Raw genomic sequence first — 24649 nt, forward strand, 5'->3', positions numbered from 1 at the left:
ACCCTAGCCCGATGCCAGTAAAGTTGGATTTCGTTATTCTGAAAGAGCAAAACGTTGCCAAAATCAGCTTGGGCGGTTTGCTTGAAAATGACGAAAAGTCTTTCGCGTCCTTGCAGATCCCGGAACATCTGGATCTGCACCTGCATCTGGATCAATTACGTGGAATTAACTCGTTGGGTGTACGGACTTTCATCAACTGGGCCTCGTCGCTGAAGAATGCAAAGATTTTGATCTACGATGCGCCCAAATGTTTTATTGATCAGGTCAACATGGTTGATGGCTTTTTACCCAAACAAGCCCGCGTGCGCAGCTTCTCTGTCCCCTATTATTCAGAATCCACTGGGGAAGAAACTCCCGTTCAGTTCTCGATCGGAATTAATTTCTATCTGTACGAAGGCCAGTGGAAGTTTTCCTTCCCAGAAGTCCACGACAGCAACGGACAATTGATGTCCGTGGATATCCAACCGGAACGCTACTTCCGCTTCTTGGAAAAAATGAAGTGATTTTATTCCTAGGCAATCCTAGTTCGGATTGCCGTTTTCTTTGATCCGCACCAAATCATTGCGGTTGAGCGAGATGCAAGCTGATAAGCTAGGACGATATCACTGGATCCATAATAACACACCCCTCGATATTCACACCGCCAAAGCGCGCCCGTGACGAGAAGGCGCTACAACACTTAGCACTCTCTGGTAACCCAACCTATAGCAAAGGAGTCTTGTGGATACCAATAGCAATTCAACTTTGATGTCCTGTGATGGTACTCTTCTCCAAACCCAAGCTTCTCCAAATATTTCTTTTGCACGCCCCTCATCTTTAGACGTGCACTACCCATATTTTTCTTTTTATCGACAGAAGGAAAAAACTCTTCTGAAGAGCAGTAGTCCGCAAAAAAACTATTGTGCACGAACCTTCGAATATCATTCTGACTAAAAGCCAAATTATTTCTCATCCCAATAATTGTTGGCCCAGTCACCATAATTAGTGACGTCACTTTCTTGACCTTGCTGAACTTAGCATATTCATAACGGTAAAGGTCAGACGAGACTTGGCCAATATCATACAAGCTACCTTTTGCAAGCCGAGGTACAGAAATCACCTTCAATTCGACAGCATATTCCGAGTTAACCAAAATATCAATTCGGCTTGATCCTCTTTCAGATAGATACAAGTTTAAACCATAACCTTTGCCATCAACTTGCTGCTTGATATCTTCCGAAGAAAAACTGCCTGTTTTCGCAATTGCTCGCATAAAAGCGGTTTGCATATCCTTTTCCCAAAAGAAAACTCGCGCCTTAGAATCTGCACCCCTCCTTTTCAACATGTCCGGCCTTTTTTTTAAAAGGCGAATCTCTTGAGACAAGACTTTTATAAATTCCTTATTGATCTCAAAGGCCACTCACTACTCCACGCAATTCAAGTTACTCAAGGACGTACAATTCTTTTTTGAAGGCTTAAGAATAGCTCAGCCTTGATCTGCGGTAAACACTATTTATATATGTATTGAATCTAAGACAAAATATATAGCGCAGCTACTTGATAGGATGTCTTCCGGCTCATCAAAAAAAATCAACCCGAATCCATACAATTCCCTTGCACAAGCGACAAGCACAATAGACGCTAAGAAGGAGATGGACATTAATTGTCCATCTCCTTCTTTCAAGAGGCCATAAATGACAAGTAAAAAAGACGTCAGAGCCACATTCCTACTTTCACTACTAGAACGCGCAGGATCTACCGGGACTTCGATCACTGAGATTCATACAGCAATGCTGGATAGATTTCAGATAACACGAAAAACTATAGCACGGGACATTGCGGATCTATCTAGGATTTACCCGATTCTTGAATCCGAAGGTTTCCCAGCAAGATTCTCTCTCCCCTCCGACTACAAAAGAACTCACCAATTAATTCTCAGTGAGCAGGATATTCAGATAGTGCTTCTATCGCTCTCAGCATTAAGATCCAATTCGCCCGACGGATTAGGGCATTTAGCTGGAGAAGCAGAAGAACACCTAATTTCCGCACTTCCCCCATCCCTCAGAGAAGTAGCTTATAAACAACGAGACATTCAAAAAACCCATCGAACACTTGAAGGAAGAAGTATTGGAGCTGACATTAACACAACCTCTCGCATATTAGAGAGCCTACGGCATCAAAAGTGCTTGCGGCTTGAATACAGTTCACCATATAAATTGAGTACAAAAAACCTGAGAACATTTTCTCCAATCATTTTTGAAATGACTGGTGGAACACCCTACCTAATTGCGCAAGATTTAAGCGATAACAAAAAAATTAAAAAATTACGCTTAAATCGCATAAAGAATCTTCAAATCATAGACAAAGAAGCCACACCAATAGATCCAAAACGCTACGCAAAAGAAGCCAAGAGCATCGGTGGCGTTACAGTAAAAAATGAAGACCTAGTGAAGGTCGAACTTGTAGGCGACGAATATCTAGCTACCTATTTTCAGGAGTACCAAATTTCTTTGAACCAAGAGATCACAACAGAAAGGGTTGGAGTTTTCAGAATTACCTTCGAGGCCCCGATACAGCCAACAACTATTCGACTCCTGCTTAGCCTATCTCCCCACATAACATCAATCAAGCCAAATAGCTTACAGAGGGATATCTTACATCAAACCAAAGTCTCCTACGAAAATCTAAGAAAAAAGATCAAGGTCTTTTGACCTATGGACAAGAATTGTCCAACTTACCAAGTATAAATTGGCACTACTTTAGACATTGCCATTAAATTACTTGGCAGTTTAAAAGGACAAATTCAAATGCCCAAAAGAAAGCAACCACGATCTAAAGACCTAGAGTCGAAAATTATTGCCGCATTACTAAGTGACCATCCCCTATTTATTGTCCAATCCAATATCCATCTAGATATAGAATTTTCATCCATTTACTTACCATCAAATAAAAAAAGTCCAACTCGACACAAGACTTCTCTTTTAACTATTGCAGCTGCTCATAACAAAATTAAGTCCGTAAGAAGACTCTTAGAGTTTGGAGCATCACCTGACGGACTAATCGAAGACCCCACCCCGCCTTTGACGACAGCTAAATCCATCGACATCGTAAGACTTTTAATCGGATTTGGGGCTAACCCAAATATCACCAACTACAACAATACAACATCAGCAATCTTCAACCATGTGGGAAATCGGGAAATCTTTAACTACCTCATTAACCACGGAGCAGATATTGAAATGAAGAACTGTTGTGGACAAACAGCCCTAGGGCTTGCAATTTCATGGCAGCTCCCAATAGATGACATTGCGTTTTTGGTCGATGCTGGCGCTGACATTTATAATATTGGAGTTCTGGATGAATCAGCCTTTGAAATTCTTCACGCTAAGAAAAAGGAAGCAAATACAATCTCAGATAAGAATACCAATGATTGGATACAGCAAACTGAAGAACTCCTTCGATTGAAGATTCTCGCCGGAATAATACCTTAATAGAAAGAGATGCCTAATGAAAACAAGTAAAAAAACAAAGAATATTGGCCTTGCGAATTTGCTGAAAAATATCCGCACTGGTGAACACATACTGATAGGTGGACGTCCTTCGATGGGCAAAACATCACTAGCCCTATCCCTAATACTAGATCTCTCAATCATCAATAGGCACACATGTATATTCTTCTCTCCAATAACCGCACACTCAAAAGATCAGCTTATAAATCGCATATTAAGCATGGAGACCGGCATTTCAATACGATTGATTCGCAATAGACTCTATTCGAATAAACAGTTCTTTAAACTACACTCAACCCAGAAAGATCTTTACACTGCACCCATTTTTATCGATGATTCAAAACTATTTTCTCTTAAAATAGTCGATCAACGACTAAGATATCTTAGAAAGAAAAGTAAAGGGAAGATCTACGTGTTCTTTGGAGACTTCTTACAAACCTTCACCGAAAACGAAAAATATTCGACAGTCTTAAAATCACTAAATTTCTTGGCTAAAAAATATGGTGCCATATTCATCTCATCAGTACATCTAAACCGGCAAAGTTCCGAGTCAACAGACCACCGGCCTCGCCTTGAGGAAATGAAAAGCCTGCCTGATCTGAGCACTATAGAACGCATTATTTTAGTCTATCGTAGCGACTACTATGATAAGTCCGCAAAAGATAACTCTATGGAGATCACAGTTTATAAAGGGGATTTCAGTGAATGTCTCAATTATATGGCACGAATAAGCCAGGACAATCTAAGGGTGTCGGGCCTCCGCATCCACAAAAAAGCCTCAGCTAGACGCTAAGGCTTTTCGCTCCGAGTACCAATCTTAAATTAGAAATTAGGTTCCACTTCTGATTTAACCTTTACGAATATTTAACTACTTTTTTCTCTTCGATTTCAAACCCGCGTCTATACGGATTTTCACAGCCTCTAGGCGGGACTCTTCCGCTTCGAAATTAGCTTTGGCTGTGGCCACTTTGATGCGAACTTCCTCGACCTGATTCTTTGCTGAATCCAATCGGCTCTCTAACTTTTCGCGTTCTTTTTTGGCTTTTTCCGTTTCTTCCGTCAAACGCTTCAGCTCGCCTTCTGAGCGGGCGATCTCGGCTTCGTATTCAGCAATGGCCTTCTTGGCCCGGGCGATTTCCAGATTCGCTGTCGCCTGCTCTTTACGAAGATTGTTGCGATTACCTTCCAGTTCCTGTCGGGCTTTGGCCGCAGACTGCTTCAACTTCTCTTCCTGAGATTTAGTCTCTGCCACTTTCTTGCGTTCCACTTCGGCGTCTTCCTTGGCTTTCTTGGACGCTTCCAATGAAGCCTTCAGTTCACCTTCGACTTTTTCAATCATGGCTTTGGACTGTTCATCCTGCGCCTTCAAACGCGACATCTCGGCTTCAGCACGCGCTCGGTCCGCCTCCGCACGGGCGATTTCCTGTTTGGCCTTGGCTTCACGGGCTTTGGCTTCTGCCACCGCTTTTTGCGTTAACAGCTTGGCCTTGGAAAGATTCTGTTCGGCCTTCATCGTCTCGGCTTTGGCAACTTCAGCTTCTTGAGAAGCCTTCATTCCTTCTTCCGTCGCTTTGCTTGCCAGCTTTTCTTGTTCCTTCGCCTCGTCGCCTAACTCTTTGGCTTTGCCTTCAGCTTGCTTGCGTTTGCCTTGAGCTTCATCACGCACCTGCTGGGCTTTTTGAGTCTTTTCCTGTGCGGCCTTGATGCGGGCCTGAGCCGCGGCTTGTTCTTTTTCGGCGGCTTTTTGAGCCCGCTCATGCTCTGCCGCTTCGGCTTTTAGTTTGGCTGATTCGCGCTCGGCTTCGGCCTGCTCTTTCTTGGCATCATTTTCCAAAGAGCGAGCTTTATTAATCGCCGCCTGAGATTCCGCGCGCACTTTGTCGCGGCGTTTGCGATCTTCTTCCGCGCGTTTCTTTGCTTCGTTCGCTTCGGCCTTCGCAGCTTCAGCATCCGCAGTGGCTTCTTCAGCTTCAATCTGCGAACTGTCCACCTGCGCTTTGGCCGTCAGTGGCATGGTTGAGGTCATCAGAGCTGCCAAGAGAAGAATCCCAAGGGGTTTTAACTGCATTGAATGTCTCCTTCGATGTTTCAATCGATGTTCAATAGCACTTAGGATAATGGGATTTTGGGCAAAAAAAAAGCGACCAGGATTTGGGGGGGAGGGGTCCTGGCCGCCATGGGGGGTTGCCTTGTACTAAAGCAACCGCGATGCCATGCCTACTACTTCGTCAGATCCGATTAAACTCACAGAGCGCTCAAATCCTATGTCGAGGTTTTTGACAGAAAACGACAATTGTCGGACGGAAGTTTCATATAAACGTGTCTTTGTGGGAGGCTCTGCCTCGACGTTCGCCCCTTCCAGATCACCCATTTTTTTTAGTCAGATTGTCTCAAAGTGAGTAGACGCAGGTCCGGATTTTATAGGAAACCGCACTGGATCTCTTATCCGTGCGATCCCCAAGCTCATCTCATTGCCCCACAGTAAAACAACAACCCTATGTTTTGAAAGGATAACAAAACACGTGAAGCACTTACGAATGAGTCTAAACATCGTCCTGGCAGCCTCCCTTATGACAATCGTGTCCTGCTCCGACAGCAAGAAGTCAAATCCTGGTTCCACAGAGCCGGACCTGACTGGTTACTGGAAAGGCCAATGCCAGGCGGCACCTATGCTGTTGGCTATCGGCAGTAGCTATGATTACTTCCAGCTTAATGAAGACGGATCTCAAAACCTTTTCCGCGTAAACTACGAAAGTTACGATTGTAGCGGCGATGTGTTTAGTATTAATAGCCTTGGTACAAACACTGTTGAAATTGGCAATATTGTGTCCCAGTCCCCGTGGACCGTAGAATTCAACTCCACAAGATGCAATACCACAACATACTTAACTGCCAAGCTTGAATCAGAAAAACTCTATATCGCCGAAGGCGAATGCGGCAGCGAACCTGAAACACGCTGCGCTGAATTCGATGGAGCTCCCGCTTACTCCCGCATGGCGGAAGAAGATATCCCAACCGTTCCAGTGAACGCCTCCCCTTCCTTCTGTATTCAGTAAGAAGCTTTGGAGCCTGCATCTTCGCAGGCTCCTTTCCTTGACCCATGGCTAGGTTCGGCCCGATTCGGGCTCTGGACTCGACACACCCTCGACTTCCTTCTTATTCTGATTTCATGAATCTTCCGTTTCTGAAACAAAGCCTTGGGGCTTTGCTTATTCTCTGTACGTCCTCTGCTGCCAATGCTTTGCATGTCATGCTCGATCCTGGGCATGGGGGTGTGGATACAGGGGCCGTTTACAGTGGCGCCAAAGAAGCGGATCTGGTTCTTAAAGTCGCACAGAAGCTGCAAGTGCTTCTGGAAAACGATGACCAGTTCACGGTCAGCATGACTCGCACCAACGATCGCAACCTTGGACTTCCCGAACGTGTGAAACTGGCCGAAAGCTCCAAAGTCGATCTGTTCGTCAGCCTGCACGCCAATGCCGCTGCCGATCAGCGCGCCAAAGGGGTTGAGTTTTTCTTCCAGAACAATTTACCTCCGGATGAGGATGCTCTGTTCCTGGCCAGTCAGGAAAATCAAATGGTCCTGAATCGCCGTGAACTGCAGGAGATTTCCGGTGGTGATGAACTTTCCAAAAAAGGCGATGTGGCCGCTATTGTCGAGGACTTACAACGTCAAAGCCGCATGAACAGCAGCCTGCGTCTGACGCAAACACTGACCCAGGTGTGGGAGCGCGATTCTTCGGCGGCGCAAGCCACGATCAAACAAGCCCCCTTCTATGTGATCTCAAAAACCACCATGCCCTCAGTTTTGATTGAGATAGGATTCCTCACAAATCCCAAAGAGGTCAAAAAGCTGGTCAGCGCGAATTATCAAAGCGACCTTGCTCAAAAAATCTACAACGCCCTCCAGTCCTATAAAGAAAAGATGGACAACCACAACGCAAAAACCCTAAATTAGACAAGTCTTACCACCCCCAATTTAAGACTGTTCAAAGGGTTGCGCCGCAAGGCAAAGCCGCCGCACGACAACGCATCGGACGGATCATTTTCGACAGTCGCAGGAGTTTTTATGCGCGCTGATGGCCGCTTATTTGATCAACTACGAAATATCAAAATCACACCAAATGTTTCTGAATACGCTGAAGGTTCGGCGCTGGTGGAATTTGGTCGCACCAAAGTTCTTTGCACCGCCACTTATGAAGCCAAAGCGCCCTCTTGGTTGGTGGGCACGGGGGCTGGCTGGGTGACGGCTGAATACGGTATGCTTCCCCGCTCCACCCACACACGTATCAAGCGTGAAAAGTCCATGACGGGCGGACGCACTCAGGAAATTTCTCGCCTGATCGGGCGTTCACTGCGTGCCGCGGTGGATTTGAAACAACTGGGCGAAAAACAGATCATCGTGGATTGTGATGTTCTGAACGCCGATGGTGGCACTCGCACTGCGTCTGTAACTGGTGGCTTTGTTGCATTAGCACTGGCGCTTAAAAAATTGCATGCTGTCAGCGAAATCAAGTCCATGCCTTTGACGAACTATGTGTCTGCCATCAGCGTGGGACTGCATGAGAACAATATTCTGCTGGACCTGAACTATGACGAAGATTCTGCGATCGGCACCGACATGAATTTTGTTATGACGGACAAAGGCCAATTCGTTGAGGTTCAGGGAACTGCTGAACATGTGCCCTTCACTCGCGATCAGTTGTTCAAAATGATGGACGTCGCGGAAAAAGGCTGCCGTGAACTTTTCATTCACCAAGCTGCTGTCATGGGTGAAATCTATAAAATTGCTGGGGTTTAAAAAAATGGAATTGTGGATTGCGACCGGAAACAAAGGAAAACTGGCTGAATACAAACAACTGCTGCGTGAACTTCCAGACTTAAAAGTCTTTTCACAAGGCGACATTCCATCCTTCACTCCCCGTCCCGAGGACGGAAAAACTTTCGAAGACAACGCCCGCATCAAAGCCAAAACTTTGCGTGCGGTGAAAAACAATGTTTGGGTGCTGGGGGAAGATGCCGGACTTGTGGTTGAGGGGCTCAATGGTCTGCCCGGAATTCATTCCGCTCGCTATGCCGGACCGAAGGCTTCTGACAGCGAGAACGTGGCCAAGCTTTTGAAGATGATCACTTTAAAACCGATGCCCAACAAAAACGCGAAGTTCGTCTGCACTACAGTGGTTTACACACCAACCGGGGAAGAATGGGTCTTCACCGGCGAAATGAAGGGCACGATAGCCTCTAAACCAGCCGGCCTGCACGGTTTTGGTTATGATCCGGTGTTTATCCCGGAAGGCCAGACACAGACGCTGGCAGAGCTGGGTACAGGCTACAAGAGCCTGCTTTCCCACCGGGCGATGGCACTCAAAGCTTTCCTTGAAAAACTACAGACTGTGAATCCGTAAATGAAAAGCCCCCATAATCTGACTGACTATGGGGGCTTTTTTTTGCGAACTTCTATTTAATTTTTAAAAACTACTCGCCACCCATCGAAAGAGTGCATGAAAGTGGGCTATTAGCCAAAATAACTCGTCCACCTTTGATGATGGTGATGGTGCCTTTTTTCAGATCCAACTGAAAGGTGCGTTCTGCAATGTCACTGTACGCTTCAACGTAAATCCAATTTTGCATGCGCTTGTCACTCCCGGAAACGCTGAATTGAATCTCGTCGGTTCCGAATTTCAAATCAGAATCACCTGATCTGTCTTCAAAGTGACGCATAAAAGGATAAAGCTTACCGTCGCGACCTATTCTGTTATCGATTTTAAGACGCTGACCGACGTTTTTATACTCATAACTGCAGCTGAGCTCTGTCACAGCCTGGGCCACTGTGGAAAATGTGGAAATAGCAAGGATTGCCGTCGCAATAGCGGACTTCATTTTCATAAGATTCTCCTTAGTTAATTTGGCTTAAGCCAATTTTTTAATGGTCTTGTGACAAAGTGAGTTCTTGCAGCATTCGCGCCCCCATGCCTCCGCCCGGCCCAGCTGCACTTAAAATGCAGGACAAGGACATTTGTGTATGCAATGACTCATACTGAGCTGTGGCTTAAGTGTATGCCACAGCTCAACTTTTCTTCACGTGTGACATTCTAGGGCAGCCACTGAGCTGGGTGCGGGGCGTGAGAGACTTTCAGGACCATTGTCTTTGTCATGGAATAATACAGAACACATCCGCGAGTCTTTCATTGGAGATATCTTCATTTTAACGCAAAAAATCTTCAGCTGTTCTCGTTGGTGGCCGATAGATTCTTCATGGGAATCTTGGAGCGTTCTTTACTCATCATTTGTCTCATTTTGAGTCAAACCGCGTGTAATATTCAGGCGACGCTCACTGATATTTCCCCTACTATAATCTCAGGAAAAATCATTCTTCCCGAAAGTCAGTTTTCCACGGGCATCCTAAAGACCCTAGGTTCATACATTGGTCTTGGATGCCCCGCAAACGTCACGCTCTATCGCGGCGACAATCCCGCAGCTCTACAGACAGTTTCTGTTTCAAGCGATGGAACTTATGCATTCACCATCAGCGAGGCAGACCGCGACAGTTTAAAAAATGGAAGTCTCCAGTACAAAGCTGTGATGAGCAATTGTGACTCTAGCTTCAGTCGCCCCTTGACGGGCATGGAAAATCAAAACATTTCGCTGGGAAGCGAACTCACCGAACAAGCTCTGGCCGTAGCGGCCTTCCAGGGGATCTCCAAAAGCAGTATTGACAAGACTGCACTCGGAAACTTCGTCGCACGCCTGCAAATGATTGAAAGTGAATACGGCCTGCCATCTCTAGAGGGCACCTACCTTGAAATCAAAAACTCCCCAGCCCTTTCTGCCGAGTTTTTGAAGGTCTATGGCTTTAACGTTGAAAAAGTCGAAGACATCACTCCTGAGATCAAAAAAATGACGGTGTCCTCAAGCTTCGGCGAGGGGCAAACGCTGACCCCGATTGTAGAAACTCAGCACTGGTCTTCAAACTACCTGACAATCTACAAGTGGGAACTGGATGGTCAAGTGGTCTCCCATTCCAGCACTCCCTCCTTCAGCAAGGTCTTTTCGGCCAACTCCCAGGGTTCGCGCAGCGTGAAGATCACCCTGGGGCGTGACGATGGCACCGGGAAGATCGACACGACAAAACCAATTTGGACTCGCACTTTTAACGTCCAAGTTGACAACACAATTCCACCAACCTCCCCGACCTTCACCAAAGCCACGCCGACAGGGGCGTTTATCAACTCTGCAAATGTCGTCCTAAATCTCAATACAGGCGCCTCTTTAATCAACTGCGAGTCGTTTTCGTCTCTAGCGTTGACTGAAAATGCTGCCATTGCACCGACCAACGAGTCTGCTTACAACATCATCTGCAACACCACAGGGACTCAAACCCTCAACTATACTCTGGCTTCCGAAGATGGTCCGATCACCCTGAAACTGTGGGCCCTGGATGCCAGCAAAACGATCTCCACCGTTCCAACCCAAGTGACCTTCACACTGGACCGACAAGCTCCGGCGGTCTCTCTGGCAGCCTTAAGCTCAACCAACCTGCAGGGAAATTCTTTGGTGGATCTTACATATTCCGCCACCGATTCTTATGGAATTGCCTCGCTCACCTTGCAAATTGCCGAAGACGGCAACACCTTCACGGATGTCGCAACACTTGCTTCTTCAGCAACCTCTTATCAATGGCGGGTTCCAACTCTGGACGCCAGCGGAGTCAAAATCCGACTGGTTGCCATCGACAATGCCGGCAATAGCAACACCTCAACAAGTGCAGCCTTTAACATCTCTAGCACGGCACCAAATCCTCCAGCACTTTCCTTAAATACCGTGACTCCATCTCAATCCACCAGCGTTTCTTTAACCAACCAAAACTGCAATAAGGCTGCGTCTCAGATCATTTTCACTGACTCCACTCTGCAGCCTGGCCTTGGTGACAACCGTTGGCAGACTTGCACCGCGGGAGGCACCTACACCTACACAATCCCCGCAACCCAAGGCGTTCATAACATCTATGGTTGGCTGCGAGATCTGGCCGGGAATATTTCGTCCTATTCTTTAGTGGAGTTCACCCATGACACTGTTGTGCCCGTGGTGGCCCTCACCTCGCTGAACAGCGGCCTTTACAAAGGTGGATCGACCCAAACGTTCTCTTGGACAGCCAGCGATACGGGAGGATTGATCAGCGCTCCTATTGCCTTGGAATACTCTACCAATAATGGCAGTTCTTGGATCTCCATCGCCTCCGGCCTCAGCAACTCAGGCGTATATCTCTGGACAGTTCCAAGTATTGATTCCAACACAGTCAAAGTTCGTGTTACGGCCACTGACAAAGTCGGCTTGACGGCCTCATCTGTCTCGTCGGGAAGTCTGACTGTGGACTCCACTGCTCCAACAGTTTCCCTGACTAATCTGCCAGTTACCATTCAAGGTGCCACCCCTTTCAATCTGCAATTTTCAGCCAGTGATACCAACAATATTTCTTCACTCACTTTGCAGTTTGCCCAGGATGGAACAACTTTTACGGACATCGCCACACCCGCCGCCGGAAGCACCAGCTATCTTTGGTCCCCGCCCGCGGTAAATACCGCTGGATCAAAAGTAAGACTTATTGCCATGGATATGGCCGGGAACTCTTCCACGATCACTTCTGCCGCATTTGGTATCGACAGCACTGCCCCGACTCTTTCACTGACCTCGTTTAACAGTGGCAGCTTTAAAGGAAGCTCGGTTCAAACAATCACCTGGAATGCCTCAGATGACGTCGGCCTCAATAGCGGCTCTATCAGCATTGACTATTCCAGCGACAACGGCTTGACCTGGAATTCCATTGCAAACACTCTTAACAATGCAGCCAACGACACTTGTGTGGTGCCCGGTGGTAGCAGTGGTTGTTATACTTGGACTTTACCCCTGATAAATTCAAACCAAGTCCGGATTCGCGCCAAGGCCACCGACAGTTCAGGCAACAGTAAGACAGTGGCCTCCTTGGCCGCGCTGATCATTGACTCCGCCGCGCCGACAATTTCACTGAATAACTTTAATTTTGGGATATTCAAAGCTGGCAGCACAGAGCCTATCGCCTGGAGCTCTTCAGACAACTTTGCACTTGCCGGAAGCCCTGTGGCTATTGAATACAGTTCCAACAACGGCAGCACCTGGACAACATTGTCCCCTGGCACAATCAACGGCTCCAGCGGTGGCTGTAGCATTCCTGGTGGAAGCAGCGGTTGCTATAGCTGGACTCTGCCGTCCCTGGACTCCACAACCATGCTGGTTCGCCTGACTGCTTACGATGCCGTTGGCAACTTCAGTCAGACCCTCTCCACATTGGCCTTCACAGTGGACAACACGGTTCCATCGGTCACTCTGACTTCGATGAACTCCGGATCATATCAAGGCGGCTCCGTTCAAAGTATCAACTGGAATGCTTCTGACAATATTTCTTTGGCGGGTTCCCCTGTCAGTATTGATTACACCGCTGATGGCGGCACCACTTGGAACAGCATTGCCACAGCTCAGCCTGCCTCTGGGAGCTATGCCTGGACAATCCCCAGCTCGATCAACTCTTCCCAAGTCAAGATTCGTATCTCAGTCATCGACTCTGCGGGCTGGAGCAACTCTGCCATCTCCAGCTCCAACCTGACTGTGGACTCTACAGCTCCTGGCTCCCTCGTGCTTACTCGCACCAGTAATGCTTATAGCAATACAAACTCAATCTCCATGAACATTACCGGATGCACCGGCGATGCCGTCAAAATGCTTTTCTCTGAAAGCGCCTCTGTGCCACTGGCCAGCGATCCTAACTGGACCTCCTGCGCTGCCAGCAAAGTCTTTACAACCAGCACCGGGGATGGCCTGAAGTCTGTCTATGCTTTTGCTATGGATGCCGTCGGGAACATCAGCGCCGTGAGTTCACCAGCCACCTTCACACTGGATACTGTGGCACCGGCAATAAGTTTCAGTTCTGGAGCCATTTTCCAAGGCAACAGTTCAGCCACGTTCTCTTGGCTTCTGACTGATCAAAACACATCCAGTTCCCAGAACTTTGTCGTTGAACTGGCCTCTGACGGCAGTAACTATATTGCTCAGCCCGCAGTAGCAGCCGCCAATGGCCCTCTTAGCAACAGACCTTTCAACACCAGCCTCAGCCTGCCCGACGTTTCCCACGCAGGCGCTAAAGTGCGAGTCTCTTTCACTGACCTTGCCGGAAACTCCGCAAATGCGGTCTGGACATTCAAGATTGATAACTCCAAGCCCACCATCAGCAGTTTTAACCTGAACAATGGAGCCGCGAACACCTCGAACAATAACGTTCAAATCAGTCTCAATGCCGCGGACTCTTTCAGCAAAGTGAATCGTGTGTGCTTCCTAAGCTCCAGCATAGGCACTCCGGCCACCCCTGCCAGCAACGCCGCCTGTTGGACAACTCTGGCAACGGGGTTGCAATCGCAAACAGTCTCAATCACTCCTGCGGATGGAATCTACTATCTTTTGGGTTTCACAAAACAGTCTTACTCTGTCTATGTTTGGGTCATGGACGAAGCTGGCAACATCTCTGCCAACAGTGGCAGCGATGGCGTCGATAAAAAATCTATTTACTTCGATCCAGGCACGCCCCCTGTGGTTAAGGACGTCATCGCCGCAAATGTCGATGTTCCGTCGTCTCCACCACTGAAGTCACAGCTAAAAACCAGCGTCAGTCAGCAAACTGTCTATATCCGTTGGAATGCCTCCGATCTCGAAGGGCTTGCAGCCAATCCAATTTCACTGTCGTATACGACCGACGAAGTGAACTTTGTCGATATCCCTGGCGCCCAAAATCTTCCAAATGCCGTCAATGGTGGATGCACCAACCAAGACTCCTCCACCGGGTGCTACACCTGGACGAATGCACCAACTTCGGGATACTTTTCGATTCGTGTGACGGCGAGGGATACATTGGGACTGAAAACCTTTGCGCGCTCCTCAGGTCTCAATGACGACAATCTGCAGATTATTGCGGGGAATATTGGCTCAGGACTGAAAGGCAGTGCCATGGGGTACACCTTCAAAACCGGCAACCAAACCTCGGGCTATACCCTGGATTCCGGCGGTTTGATTTTTGCCGATGACGGACGTGTCTTTGTTCGGGATCTATTCGATGGACTGTTGTGGATCAATCCAGCCACAGGGGTTATCGACAAATTTATTCCAACGACCGGAACCTCCAGTGGTGATGGGGGCCCGGCCGCCTCTGCAACACTGAAATACCCCGAAGCCCTAAGACTTGATTACAACAACGGACTGCTGATCTGGGACTCGGATCGCATTCGTCGCGTGGATCTTAACACCAATATCATCACCACCATTGTTGGCGGCGGAGCAAGCACTGATCCGGCAGGGACGCAAGTCGACTGGAATCAGATTAAGCTTGCGGCCTATGATGAAGCCACCGCTGGCTGGACCGTGCTTCCCAACGGTGACATGTACTTCCGCGCCTCCAGCAGTGGAAATGGGGTCTTCCAACACTATGTTGCAGCCACTCAAAAAGTGGAGCGTATCCAGACTCAAGGGCCGGGCTTTGACACCAATGCCAGCGCGCCATGGACCCCTCAGGGTGGTTACACTCGCTATCCCAGAGCTATTCACGTAAAATTCAACCCAACAACTTCAGCCGTCGAACACATGCTGGCCATGATCTACTATCTGGTGCTTGGGAACGATCAACAAAGTTACGCCCGCTTGGATTTCCTGAATGGAAGCCACAGTCAAACTTACTCCACGATGGCCCCTTATGACATTGCCTTCCCTTACCACCCATGGTTGATGACCGGGATGGATGGCAAATTCTATGTGGTGACGCACGACCGCAGTGCCCTTTATTCATGGGATCCAGACACAAACTCGCTCACATTGCTATTAGGCACCACCAGCGGTTCAAGGGCCATCTGTCCCGATGGAACGCCCAAAACCAGCTGTGCGCTTATGCTCAACGATGTCTTCATTTCAAAAACCGGACAGATCTTCTTTATGGAAAAAGGTTTGATCCGCACCATAGATAGTGACAACAAAATCCTGACCGTGTTTGGTCAGGGCCTCACCTCTGGTGATGGCGATCGCTCCACCAATGCTCGTATCAGTTCAATTATGGACCTTGAGTTTGGTAAAAACATTGGCGGTGCCCGCGATCGGTTCTATATCATCGACTGGGGTAACTACTCGATTCGTGAATTCCAACTGGGTGGCAGCATCCGATATATCGGCTATGGCGGACTTTATAACTTCGCCTCCGATCCTGCCACTGGCGATATTTTCTGGGGCAATTCAGGCGGGCTTTATCGCCTTGATTACAGCACTCTTGCTTCGAATCTGGTTGCCGGTGGCGGAGGTACTGCCTTCACGACCGCAGCGGATGGAACTAATGGCGCCAGTATCAGCTTCACCGCCGGGGCCAGCATTGCCTACAACGGCCAGGTTCTGGCCTGGGATGGAAAAGATGTGTTACAGCATAAATCCCGTTGGAACTCGGGGACCGTTGATGCCATGTTGAAAATCTATGACAGCAGCAGCTCTTACAAACAGTATCATGTTGCCGGCGTGACCGGAACCAATGGGCCTTTCCCAACAACGACAACCCCTGCCGCTACGGCCTACCTTCCCTCCTATGGGGGACTCTCTGGCGCCTACCCTTCCACCGCAAACAGTTGGCTGCTGACTCCGTTTAGCTCCACCATCTATTCGGTCACCCGAGGCGGAGACATTTCTCCCTATAAGAACTTCCCTAGAAGCATGACTGGCTTTGCTTGGGACAATAAGGTCCACGATGCCACTCGTGAACGATTCTTCTATTGCAACAACAACAAGCTTTACCAATACGATATGAAAACTGACTCAGAATCACAGTTAAGCTGGTCCCAGCCAGGCCTGTCATGTGTAGGCTCAGCTCGTCGACTGCTCTATCATCCCGAGCGCAACTCGGTCATATTCGCAGTGTATTCTTCCGGATTCTATGGTGTGGCAGAATACTTCCTGCCAGACTGACCTCTTTTGCACCAGGGACTTGCATAATTTCCAGATATAGAGAATACTTTAGAAACACCCAAATAAAGGAGGGCTGATGATTGTTCTATCTTCTATCAAATTTGCTGGCTCTCCTGCGGCTGTTTAATTCAATTTAAATTTCAAATTCGCCCCACGAGAGCTCCTTTTTTTATTTTTAACTAAATGGAGTCATCCGTGAATTTTAATCACAGCATCCTCGAATGGGGATGGAATGTATTTTTCCAGACACAACTGGAAATGCGCCCACTTGCCAGCGACGAGGTGGTCGCACGAATTATCAATCAAGAACGCGAAATGTACCGGGTGGTTTATTTTACCGCTGATGGCACTGAAAAAGCCCAAGCCCAACTGACCGGCAAGTTTCGCTATGAACACGCAGATATCAACCTGGAATACCCCGGCGTGGGCGACTGGGTGATTTGCAAACTGCATTCAGACGGAACGCAAGCCTTGATTCATGAGGTGCTAGAACGAAAATCCTGCTTTTATCGCAAAGAACCCGGCAGCGGCGCACGAGCCCAGGTGGTGGCCGCCAACGTGGACACGATCTTTGTGACCATGTCGGCGAATCAGGATTTTAACTTAAAGCGCCTGGATCGCTACATGAGCCTTGCATGGGAAAGCAATGCCTCCCCTGTCATTGTTCTGACGAAGGCGGATCTTTGTGAAGACATCGCCAGCCTGCTTCGGGCGGTCGAGTCCCAGCATATGGGCGTCCCCGTTCATGCCGTCAGCGCCCTGCAACCGGAAACAGTGCTCGGGCTGAATCCTTATTTGGTGCCCGGGAAAAGTTTGGTGCTCTTGGGCTCTTCTGGTGTTGGCAAGTCCACCTTGGGAAATGTGCTGCTGGAAAAAGAGCAGCTCAAAACTCAGAGCATCCGGGAAAGCGATGACAAGGGAAAGCACACCACGACATCAAGATCCCTGTACCAGCTTCCCTCGGGAGCCTTACTGATGGACACCCCGGGTATGCGCGAGTTGGGGCTTTTGGACCACCGCGAAGGGTTTGATAGTCAGTTCGAGGATATTGTCGATCTGGCCACCCAGTGTCGGTTTTCTGACTGCCAACACAACACTGAACCAGGCTGCGCCATCCTGCGGGCTTTGCAAAGTGGGGAACTTTCCACAGAAAGATGGGAAAGTTTTCAAAATTTGGATCGAGAACTGCGTTATTTTCAACGCAAATCCGATCCGGAAATCGCCCGGGAAGAGCGCCAAATGTGGAAAAAAATTTCCCAGGATCTGCGCGTGCGCTTAAAGCATAAATCCAGAGGAGAAATATAGAGAAAGGGGCCCTAAAAAGGCCCCTTTTGGGTAGACAAAATCAGGGCCCCTTGCTAGCTTCCTTTAAACGCATCCCTACTCTGACAGCGTCAGAGTGCACAACGTCAACTCAGGAGACTACGAGTGATGAAGGGCCTAAAAATCTTTACTGCCAATGCCAATCCCATATTAGCCAAAAAAGTAGCCGAAGCCGCAGGAGTTGAGCTCGGATACTGTGAAGTCAGCAGTTTTGCTGATGGCGAAATTCAGGTCGAAATCCATGAAAGCGTTCGCGGACAGCATGTCTTTGTCGTCCAAAGCACCTGCCCTCCGGTGAACCAGAACTACATGGAGCTTTTTGTGATGCTCGATGCCCTTCGCCGGGCGTCTGCCGCCTCCATTACGGCCGTGATCCCGTATTACGGGTATGCCCGCCAGGACCGTAAAGTGGCTCCCCGTGCGCCCATTTCTGCCAAATTGATGGCCGACTTGCTGACGACCGCCGGAGCCGACCGTGTGGTGTCCGTGGACCTGCACGCCGCCCAAATCCAAGGATTCTTCAATGTTCCGGTGGATCACTTGTTTGCGATTCCGACTTTGGCTCGCGCTTGGCGTGAGGCCTATGGCCAGGGCTCCGACTTTGTCGCAGTGAGTCCAGACGCCGGAGGGGTCGAAAGAACCCGTGCCTTTGCCAAAAGAATTGAGTCCTCGATGGCGATTATCGATAAACGCCGATCCGGGCCTAATGAGGCCAAAGCGTTGCATTTAATCGGCGATGTGACTGGCAAAACGGCCGTGATCGTGGACGATATGATCGATACGGCGGGAACTCTTACACAAGCAGTTGACAGCCTCTACAAGAATGGGGCAAAACGTGTGTTCGCCGTTGCAACGCACCCCGTTTTATCGGGTCCCGCGATCAATCGTTTAAAAGAAAGCCAGATCGAAAAAGTCTGGGTGACTGACACGGTTCCGCTGACTGAAGCGGCGAAAAACTGCGGAAAAATTGAAGTGGTTTCTGTAGCTCCGGTTCTGGCTGAAGCGATCAAGCGTATCCACGGCAACGACTCTGTCAGTTCGCTTTTTGACTAAGCGGCCTCAGCCGACAGAGCTGAAGCGCCGAAAGGTGCGAAAGCTGAAGTAAAAACTTAAACCACCATCTGGTGGATATTATTAACTTCCTCTATTGGACTAGAAGGATAAAAAATGAAAACAAGAATCGACCTTACAGTTGAACCTCGTCAAACTGGTAAACACACAAGCCGTGGCCTGCGCGTGAGCCGCAACGTTCCTGCTGTTATCTACGGAGCTGTAACTCCAACTAACGTTTCCGTTGGTGAAAAAGAAATCGTTAAGTACAACACTCGTGCTTACGAGAATGCTCTTTTCAACTTGAAATCCACTGACAAAACAGCAGACGGTATCGTTGTTTTGATCAAATCCGTAGACGTACACCCACTGACTCGTCGTCCACAACACGTAGACTTCTTTGCTTTGGATCTTAAGAAAGCTGTTCGCGTTAACGTTGAAGTTCGTCTTGAAGGTAAACCAATCGGTCTTTCTGAAGGCGGTTTGTTGAACGTTGTTCTTCGTTCCGTTGAGGTTGAGTGCTTGCCAACTGAAATCCCTGAATTCTTCACTGCTGACGTTTCTAACTTGGCAGTTGGTGATGCTCTTCACGTTTCCGACATCAAAGTTTCTGGCTCCGTGAAAATGATCACTGGCGCTGAGCAAACTGTTGCAGTTGTTAACGCTCAAGAAGAAGAAGCTGCTGCTCCTGCTGCCGCTGCGGCTCCTGCTGCTGCTGCTCCAGCTGCTGCTGCAAAAGCACCTGCTGCGAAAAAATAATTCGCACGCACGAATTGATAGTTCAAAAAGGCAGCTCACCCGAGCTGCCTTTTGTTTTTGAAAGGCTTGAACAATGTGGTTGATTGTTGGACTTGGAAATCCCGGCGGAGAATATAAACTGACTCGACACAATATCGGCTTTATGGCCATCGACTATTTGATGGAAGGCCTGGGCAACCCCGCCATTAAAAATCAATTCAAGGCCGAAATTGCGCAGACCAAAATCAAAGATCACCCGGTCATCCTTTGCAAACCGCAAACCTACATGAATCTTTCCGGCGAATCCGTGCAGCCTTTGATGGGCTTCTATAAAATCCCTCAGGAACGCCTCATTGTTATTCATGACGACATTGACCAGCCCTTCAATCAGATGAAGATTCACAAGAACCGTGGTCATGGCGGCCACAACGGCATTAAGAGCATCTCGGGTCTGTTGGGGTCCATGGACTATACCCGCCTGAAGTTGGGCGTCGGTCGTCCCGAGAATCCTCATATTCCCGTGGCCGACTATGTGCTGGGCAAATTTACCAAAGAAGAGTTCGCGCAAATGCCGGATTTCCTGAATAAAGCCGGTGATGCGATTGAAAGTATCATACTGGACGGAATTCAAAAAGCTTCGACAAAATTCAACACTTAAGCTAGATTGACTGCGTTTGTTTAATACTGTTTTCCAAGGGGTTTTTAATGGCACTTCAGGTTGGTATCGTAGGATTACCGAATGTTGGCAAAAGTACTTTGTTCAACGCTCTTACTTCCGCAAAGGCTGAGGCCGCTAACTATCCGTTCTGTACAATTGATCCAAACGTGGGCGTTGTGACAGTTCCCGATCCACGCATGGATAAAATCACCGAATTCATCAAACCTCAAAAGGTTGTTCCGACAACAATGGAATTCGTGGACATCGCGGGTATCGTTAAAGGAGCTTCCCAGGGCGAAGGTTTGGGAAATCAGTTCCTGTCCCACATCCGTCAAACTGATGCCATCGTTCACGTGGTTCGTTGCTTTGATGATCCAAATATCATTCACGTGGCAGGTTCCGTAGATCCGATCCGTGACATCGAAATCATCAACACGGAACTTCTTTTGGCTGACTTGGATTCCGTGGAAAAGCGTTTGCAGCGCACGGAAAAACAAGCCAAGAATTCCACCGACAAGAAATTGAAGCTGGAAGTAGAAGTTGCCAAAAAAATCAAAGAGGCTTTGGGTAAAGGCCTTCCGGCTCGTTCCGTTGCCTTGGACGATATGGAAATGGGTGCTTTGCGCGAAATGCATCTGCTGACGGCAAAACCAGTTCTTTACGCAATGAACGTAAACGACACGGACTTCGCCGCCGGTGGCAACGACTGGACAAAAGCTGTTGAGGCTCGCGCCGCTGAGGAAAACAACAAAACCATTCTGATCTGTTCTGCGATGGAAGCAGAGATTGCTTTGTTGCCACCAGAAGAACGTAAGGACTTCCTGGACGCTTTGGGCGCGGAAGAGCCGGGCTTGAACCGCTTGATCCGTGAAGCTTATAAACTTTTGGGTCTGCAGACTTACTTCACTGCAGGTGTGACTGAAGTTCGCGCTTGGACTATTCGTGCCAACACGAAAGCTCCTCAGGCTGCGGGTGTGATTCACTCGGACTTCGAACGCGGTTTCATTAAAGCTGAAACTTACCACTGTGAAGACTTGTTCAACTATAAGTCCGAACAAGCCATCAAGGATGCCGGCAAATACCGCATCGAAGGTAAAGAGTACGTGGTGAAAGACGGCGACGTCTTGTTCTTCAAATTCAACGTTTAATTTTTCCGAGAGGAAGAGGAAAGGGAGCTCCCAGCTCCCTTTTGTTTTTTTTATGAATGAACTTCTGAAGCTTTCTGCTGTTGAACTGAATAAAAAAATTGTCTCTAAACAAGTCTCCCCCACGGAGGTGCTTGAAGCGCACATTGCCCGCATTGAACAGGTCAATCCTGCTTTGAATGCCATGGTGGAAGACGACTTTGTTCGCGCCAGAAAATTGGCGCATGAACAAACAGAACAATTGGCCAAAGACAATACCAACCTGCCGGTGTTCTTTGGTGTGCCCTTCACCGTCAAAGAAATGTTCGCCTATGCCGGCATGAAACGCACGGGCGGCAGTATCCATCGCAAAAACGAAGTGATGGACTGGGATGCGACCGTGGTGGCGCGTATGAAAAAAGCGGGCGCCATTCCCATGGGAACCACCAATGTCCCTGAACTGGGCTTCTGGTTTGAATGTTACAATCCGGTCTATGGCCGCACCAACAACCCTTACGACCTGGGCCGCACTTGCGGTGGCAGCAGTGGTGGTGAAGGAGCCTTGCTGGGCGCGGGTGCCACCCCCTTGGGCTTGGGAAGTGATATTGGCGGCAGCATTCGTATGCCGGCCTCTTTCTGTGGTGTCTTCGGCCACAAGCCTTCACGCTATCTATTGCCTCTGACAGGACATTTCCCTTTTGTGGAAGATGACTTCCGCACCACTTTGTTGGGGGAAAAGTATCCATTCACATCCATGGGACCGATGACTCGTAAAGCAGTGGATCTTTATCCCATGCTGAAAGTTTTAATAGGTTCTGATGATATCGATCAACAGACCGTCAAAACCCCGTCACTGGGCGGATTGACAGAGGAATGGGCCGGACGAAAGATCCTGATCTGTCCAACACCCAATTTCCACCGTGCGCGCGGGACGGATGACGATATGGCACAAGCTGTGCGTAATTGTGGAAAGTTGTTTAAAGAGCTGGGTGCTGAGGTGGAAGAACTGGATCCTCGCTTCTTTGTTCGCGCGGTGGAGTTGTGGTTTGCAGCCCTGAAAAACTCCAAGACTCGCAATCTGTATGAGACTTTGATGGGACCCACCCAACATCTGTCCATCGGAAAAGAAATTCTGAAGCTGACATTTGGCAAAGGCGACTACACCCTGCCAAATCTTTTGGTGTCGCTGGCAGAAATTTTTGACACCAGCAAAAAAGACTTTGCCGAAGAAATGCAAGCTCTGGCAAAGATGCGCGCTGAACTGGATGCCAAACTGGGCGACGAAGGTCTTTTGATCCTTCCCCCACATCCGCGCGTGGCTCCGAAACATCGTGCGCCTTTGTGGTCACCGTTTGATTTTATCTACACAGCGATCTTTGTGACTTTGGGACATCCAGCAACGTCAGTGCCGATGGGATTGAATGAAGACGGCCTGCCACTGGGTGTGCAGGTGGTGGCCCCTTACATGAAGGACCATCTGGCTTTGTCTTGTGCGGAATTCCTGGAAACAACCTTCGGCGGCTGGCAGCCTCCCAAAGGTCTTTAGAATTTAGGCCGACGCAGATAATCCAGGATGATGTGGAAGCTCCACACCGTCAGGAACAACACCAGGCTGGGGAACAAAATCAGATGCGGGAAGCTGGAAAGAGTCTTCCACCCTTCTCGCACCAAGATACCCCAGCTTGTGTACGGCGGATGAATCCCCAACCCGATAAAACTCATAAAACTTTCATACAAGATGTTGGTCGGAATCTGCATCGCCACCAGAATCAACAATGTGCCCAGCATATTCGGCAGTATGTGCTTGATAAAAATATGACTGCGACTGCCACCCAACGCAATGGCGGCTTCCACAAAAGGCTTGCGCTTGATTTCCAGAACCATCCCGCGGGTGACCCGGGCAAGGCTCATCCAATGAGTCGCCGCAATACTGACACACAGACTGATCAAGGAACGGTACAAAGGATCTTCAAAGGGCAAAAGCAACTGCAGACTTAAACACAATACCGACACCAGAATAAAGCTGGGGATGGCCATCAGGATGTCACAAAAGCGCATAAGCGTGCGGTCCACAAGACCTTCCGACCAACCGGCCACACCGCCATAACAAAGCCCCACAACAAAGGCCATGAGCGACCCCAAAAGTCCCACCACCAGTGAAATTCGTCCCCCCAAAAGCACGCGTGCAAAAAGATCACGCCCCAGACTGTCCGTCCCGAACAGATGCTCTTTCCCCGCCGGCAGTAAAATGGTTTCGACATTTTGCTCCAGTCCGGAGGTCGCCAGCAACCAGGGCCCAAAGATCGTGGCAAACAGAAGAATTCCCAAAAACACCACGGCCAAAGCGAACAAGATTTTTCTCATGCCTGCTCCTTTAAGCGTGGATCTGCCAGACGCAAAAGCACATCAATCAACGAATTCACCACGATCAACAGACTGCCATAGAAAAGCGTCAGACCCACGATCAAGGTGTAATCGCGGTCGTTCAAGGCACTGATGAACTCGGTTCCCAATCCCGGCACGGCAAAAAGAACTTCAACCAGGAACGAACCCGACAGCAATGAAACAATCAAAGGCCCCACGTAACTCAGAAACGGAACCAGCGAGTTCTTTAAAACGTGCCGAATCAAAATCGCCCACACCCCAATGCCTTTGGCTTTGGCTGTGCGCACGTAATCCATCTGGAAATTTTCATTCAGCGAGTTTTTCAAAAGACGAATCAAAAAGGCCAGCGGGCGCAAACTCAACGTCAGAACCGGCAGCACATAGTGAATCGGAGAAGCCAAAAAGGCCACTGGCAAAAGGTTCCAGTAAAAACCGAAAAGATATATTAACAATGGACCCCAGAACAGGCTGGGCAGTGACAAAAACGCAATCACCATCTGATCCACCATGGTTTCAATCCAGGTTTCACGGAAACGCACGGCTGCCACCGCCACTATGAAGGCTCCGGACAAGATGCACAATAAAGCAATGCCGTTTAAGGCCAGCGTGTTGCGCACCCCTTGCGCGATGATCTCTGCCACTGTGCGATCGGGCTTTGCCATGGAAATTCCCAGATCGCCCTGCCCCACCGCCAACAGATAAGAACCCACTTGCCCCAGCGCGGACTGCTGAACTCCCCAGTGCTCGGACAGCTTTTCCTTGACCACAGGGTTCAGCGCGGTGTCTTCGTCAAAGGGACCACCTGGAAGGGCTTTAAGCAAAAAAAATGTTAGCGTCGCCAGGACCACCAGCGACGCTAACATTTCAAA

20 protein-coding genes are annotated in these 24649 nt (G+C 48.8%); 15 read left to right on the forward strand and 5 right to left on the reverse strand.

The window, feature by feature from the left end:
* Positions 1 to 11: 11 nt before the first annotated feature.
* The gene (locus ACZ50P_RS11925) at positions 12 to 503 is read left to right on the forward strand and encodes a hypothetical protein (RefSeq protein ID WP_464131369.1); all 492 of its coding nucleotides are present in this window, start codon (positions 12 to 14) and stop codon (positions 501 to 503) included.
* 176 nt (positions 504 to 679) lie between these two features.
* Here ACZ50P_RS11925 and ACZ50P_RS11930 read toward each other — a convergent pair whose 3' ends face one another.
* Positions 680 to 1399 (reverse strand): hypothetical protein, encoded by a 720-nt coding sequence (locus tag ACZ50P_RS11930; protein WP_464131371.1) that lies wholly within the window; start codon positions 1397 to 1399, stop codon positions 680 to 682.
* 274 nt (positions 1400 to 1673) lie between these two features.
* On the opposite strand from ACZ50P_RS11930, the gene ACZ50P_RS11935 reads away from it, so the two are divergent.
* The 3 genes from ACZ50P_RS11935 to ACZ50P_RS11945 all read left to right on the forward strand — a co-directional run bounded on the left by ACZ50P_RS11935 (position 1674) and on the right by ACZ50P_RS11945 (position 4281).
* Positions 1674 to 2690 carry a helix-turn-helix transcriptional regulator gene (locus ACZ50P_RS11935; protein ID WP_464131373.1) on the forward strand — a complete coding sequence of 339 codons (1017 nt, stop codon included), beginning with the start codon at positions 1674 to 1676 and terminating at the stop codon, positions 2688 to 2690.
* 96 nt (positions 2691 to 2786) lie between these two features.
* Positions 2787 to 3470, forward strand: a complete 684-nt coding sequence (locus tag ACZ50P_RS11940; protein ID WP_464131375.1) for an ankyrin repeat domain-containing protein — start codon at positions 2787 to 2789, stop codon at positions 3468 to 3470.
* Positions 3471 to 3486: 16 nt separating this feature from the next.
* The gene (locus ACZ50P_RS11945; protein ID WP_464131377.1) at positions 3487 to 4281 is read left to right on the forward strand and encodes a DnaB-like helicase C-terminal domain-containing protein; all 795 of its coding nucleotides are present in this window, start codon (positions 3487 to 3489) and stop codon (positions 4279 to 4281) included.
* Positions 4282 to 4356: 75 nt separating this feature from the next.
* Here ACZ50P_RS11945 and ACZ50P_RS11950 read toward each other — a convergent pair whose 3' ends face one another.
* Positions 4357 to 5556 (reverse strand): hypothetical protein, encoded by a 1200-nt coding sequence (locus ACZ50P_RS11950; protein ID WP_464131379.1) that lies wholly within the window; start codon positions 5554 to 5556, stop codon positions 4357 to 4359.
* A 469-nt stretch (positions 5557 to 6025) separates the two neighbouring features.
* On the opposite strand from ACZ50P_RS11950, the gene ACZ50P_RS11955 reads away from it, so the two are divergent.
* The 4 genes from ACZ50P_RS11955 (at position 6026) to rdgB (ending at position 8893) form a co-directional block, all read left to right on the forward strand.
* Positions 6026 to 6544, forward strand: a complete 519-nt coding sequence (locus ACZ50P_RS11955) for a hypothetical protein (RefSeq protein ID WP_464131381.1) — start codon at positions 6026 to 6028, stop codon at positions 6542 to 6544.
* Positions 6545 to 6657: 113 nt separating this feature from the next.
* The gene (locus ACZ50P_RS11960; protein WP_464120524.1) at positions 6658 to 7446 is read left to right on the forward strand and encodes an N-acetylmuramoyl-L-alanine amidase family protein; all 789 of its coding nucleotides are present in this window, start codon (positions 6658 to 6660) and stop codon (positions 7444 to 7446) included.
* Positions 7447 to 7557: 111 nt separating this feature from the next.
* Positions 7558 to 8289 (forward strand): ribonuclease PH, encoded by a 732-nt coding sequence (gene rph, locus ACZ50P_RS11965; RefSeq protein ID WP_464131383.1) that lies wholly within the window; start codon positions 7558 to 7560, stop codon positions 8287 to 8289.
* Positions 8290 to 8293: 4 nt separating this feature from the next.
* The gene (gene rdgB, locus ACZ50P_RS11970; protein WP_374000337.1) at positions 8294 to 8893 is read left to right on the forward strand and encodes an RdgB/HAM1 family non-canonical purine NTP pyrophosphatase; all 600 of its coding nucleotides are present in this window, start codon (positions 8294 to 8296) and stop codon (positions 8891 to 8893) included.
* Between the two features lie 70 nt (positions 8894 to 8963).
* On the opposite strand, the gene ACZ50P_RS11975 is transcribed toward rdgB, so the two are convergent.
* On the reverse strand, positions 8964 to 9374 hold the full coding sequence (locus ACZ50P_RS11975; protein ID WP_464131385.1) for a hypothetical protein: 411 nt from the start codon (positions 9372 to 9374) through the stop codon (positions 8964 to 8966).
* Between the two features lie 369 nt (positions 9375 to 9743).
* Here ACZ50P_RS11975 and ACZ50P_RS11980 point away from each other — a divergent pair, with 369 nt between their 5' ends.
* The 7 genes from ACZ50P_RS11980 (at position 9744) to ACZ50P_RS12010 (ending at position 22941) form a co-directional block, all read left to right on the forward strand.
* On the forward strand, positions 9744 to 16502 hold the full coding sequence (locus ACZ50P_RS11980; protein WP_464131387.1) for a hypothetical protein: 6759 nt from the start codon (positions 9744 to 9746) through the stop codon (positions 16500 to 16502).
* A 195-nt stretch (positions 16503 to 16697) separates the two neighbouring features.
* Positions 16698 to 17807 carry a ribosome small subunit-dependent GTPase A gene (gene rsgA / locus ACZ50P_RS11985; protein WP_464131389.1) on the forward strand — a complete coding sequence of 370 codons (1110 nt, stop codon included), beginning with the start codon at positions 16698 to 16700 and terminating at the stop codon, positions 17805 to 17807.
* Positions 17808 to 17933: 126 nt separating this feature from the next.
* Positions 17934 to 18878: a ribose-phosphate diphosphokinase gene (locus ACZ50P_RS11990; RefSeq protein WP_464131391.1), complete on the forward strand. Its 945-nt coding sequence runs from the start codon at positions 17934 to 17936 to the stop codon at positions 18876 to 18878.
* 114 nt (positions 18879 to 18992) lie between these two features.
* Positions 18993 to 19634 carry a 50S ribosomal protein L25 gene (locus ACZ50P_RS11995; protein ID WP_464131393.1) on the forward strand — a complete coding sequence of 214 codons (642 nt, stop codon included), beginning with the start codon at positions 18993 to 18995 and terminating at the stop codon, positions 19632 to 19634.
* A gap of 73 nt (positions 19635 to 19707) precedes the next feature.
* Positions 19708 to 20271 carry an aminoacyl-tRNA hydrolase gene (pth, locus tag ACZ50P_RS12000; RefSeq protein ID WP_464120517.1) on the forward strand — a complete coding sequence of 188 codons (564 nt, stop codon included), beginning with the start codon at positions 19708 to 19710 and terminating at the stop codon, positions 20269 to 20271.
* 47 nt (positions 20272 to 20318) lie between these two features.
* Entirely contained in the window at positions 20319 to 21419 is a 1101-nt protein-coding gene (gene ychF, locus ACZ50P_RS12005) for a redox-regulated ATPase YchF (RefSeq protein WP_464120516.1), read from the forward strand.
* Positions 21420 to 21471: 52 nt separating this feature from the next.
* On the forward strand, positions 21472 to 22941 hold the full coding sequence (locus tag ACZ50P_RS12010; RefSeq protein ID WP_464131395.1) for an amidase: 1470 nt from the start codon (positions 21472 to 21474) through the stop codon (positions 22939 to 22941).
* Here ACZ50P_RS12010 and ACZ50P_RS12015 read toward each other — a convergent pair.
* On the reverse strand, positions 22938 to 23759 hold the full coding sequence (locus ACZ50P_RS12015; RefSeq protein WP_464120514.1) for an ABC transporter permease: 822 nt from the start codon (positions 23757 to 23759) through the stop codon (positions 22938 to 22940). The genes ACZ50P_RS12010 and ACZ50P_RS12015 overlap by 4 nt on opposite strands.
* Positions 23756 to 24643 (reverse strand): ABC transporter permease, encoded by an 888-nt coding sequence (locus ACZ50P_RS12020; protein WP_464131397.1) that lies wholly within the window; start codon positions 24641 to 24643, stop codon positions 23756 to 23758. Before ACZ50P_RS12020 ends, ACZ50P_RS12015 begins: the two co-directional genes overlap by 4 nt.
* Between the last annotated feature and the right edge of the window lie 6 nt (positions 24644 to 24649).

The sequence above is a fragment of the Bdellovibrio sp. CKG001 genome, assembly GCF_055397465.1.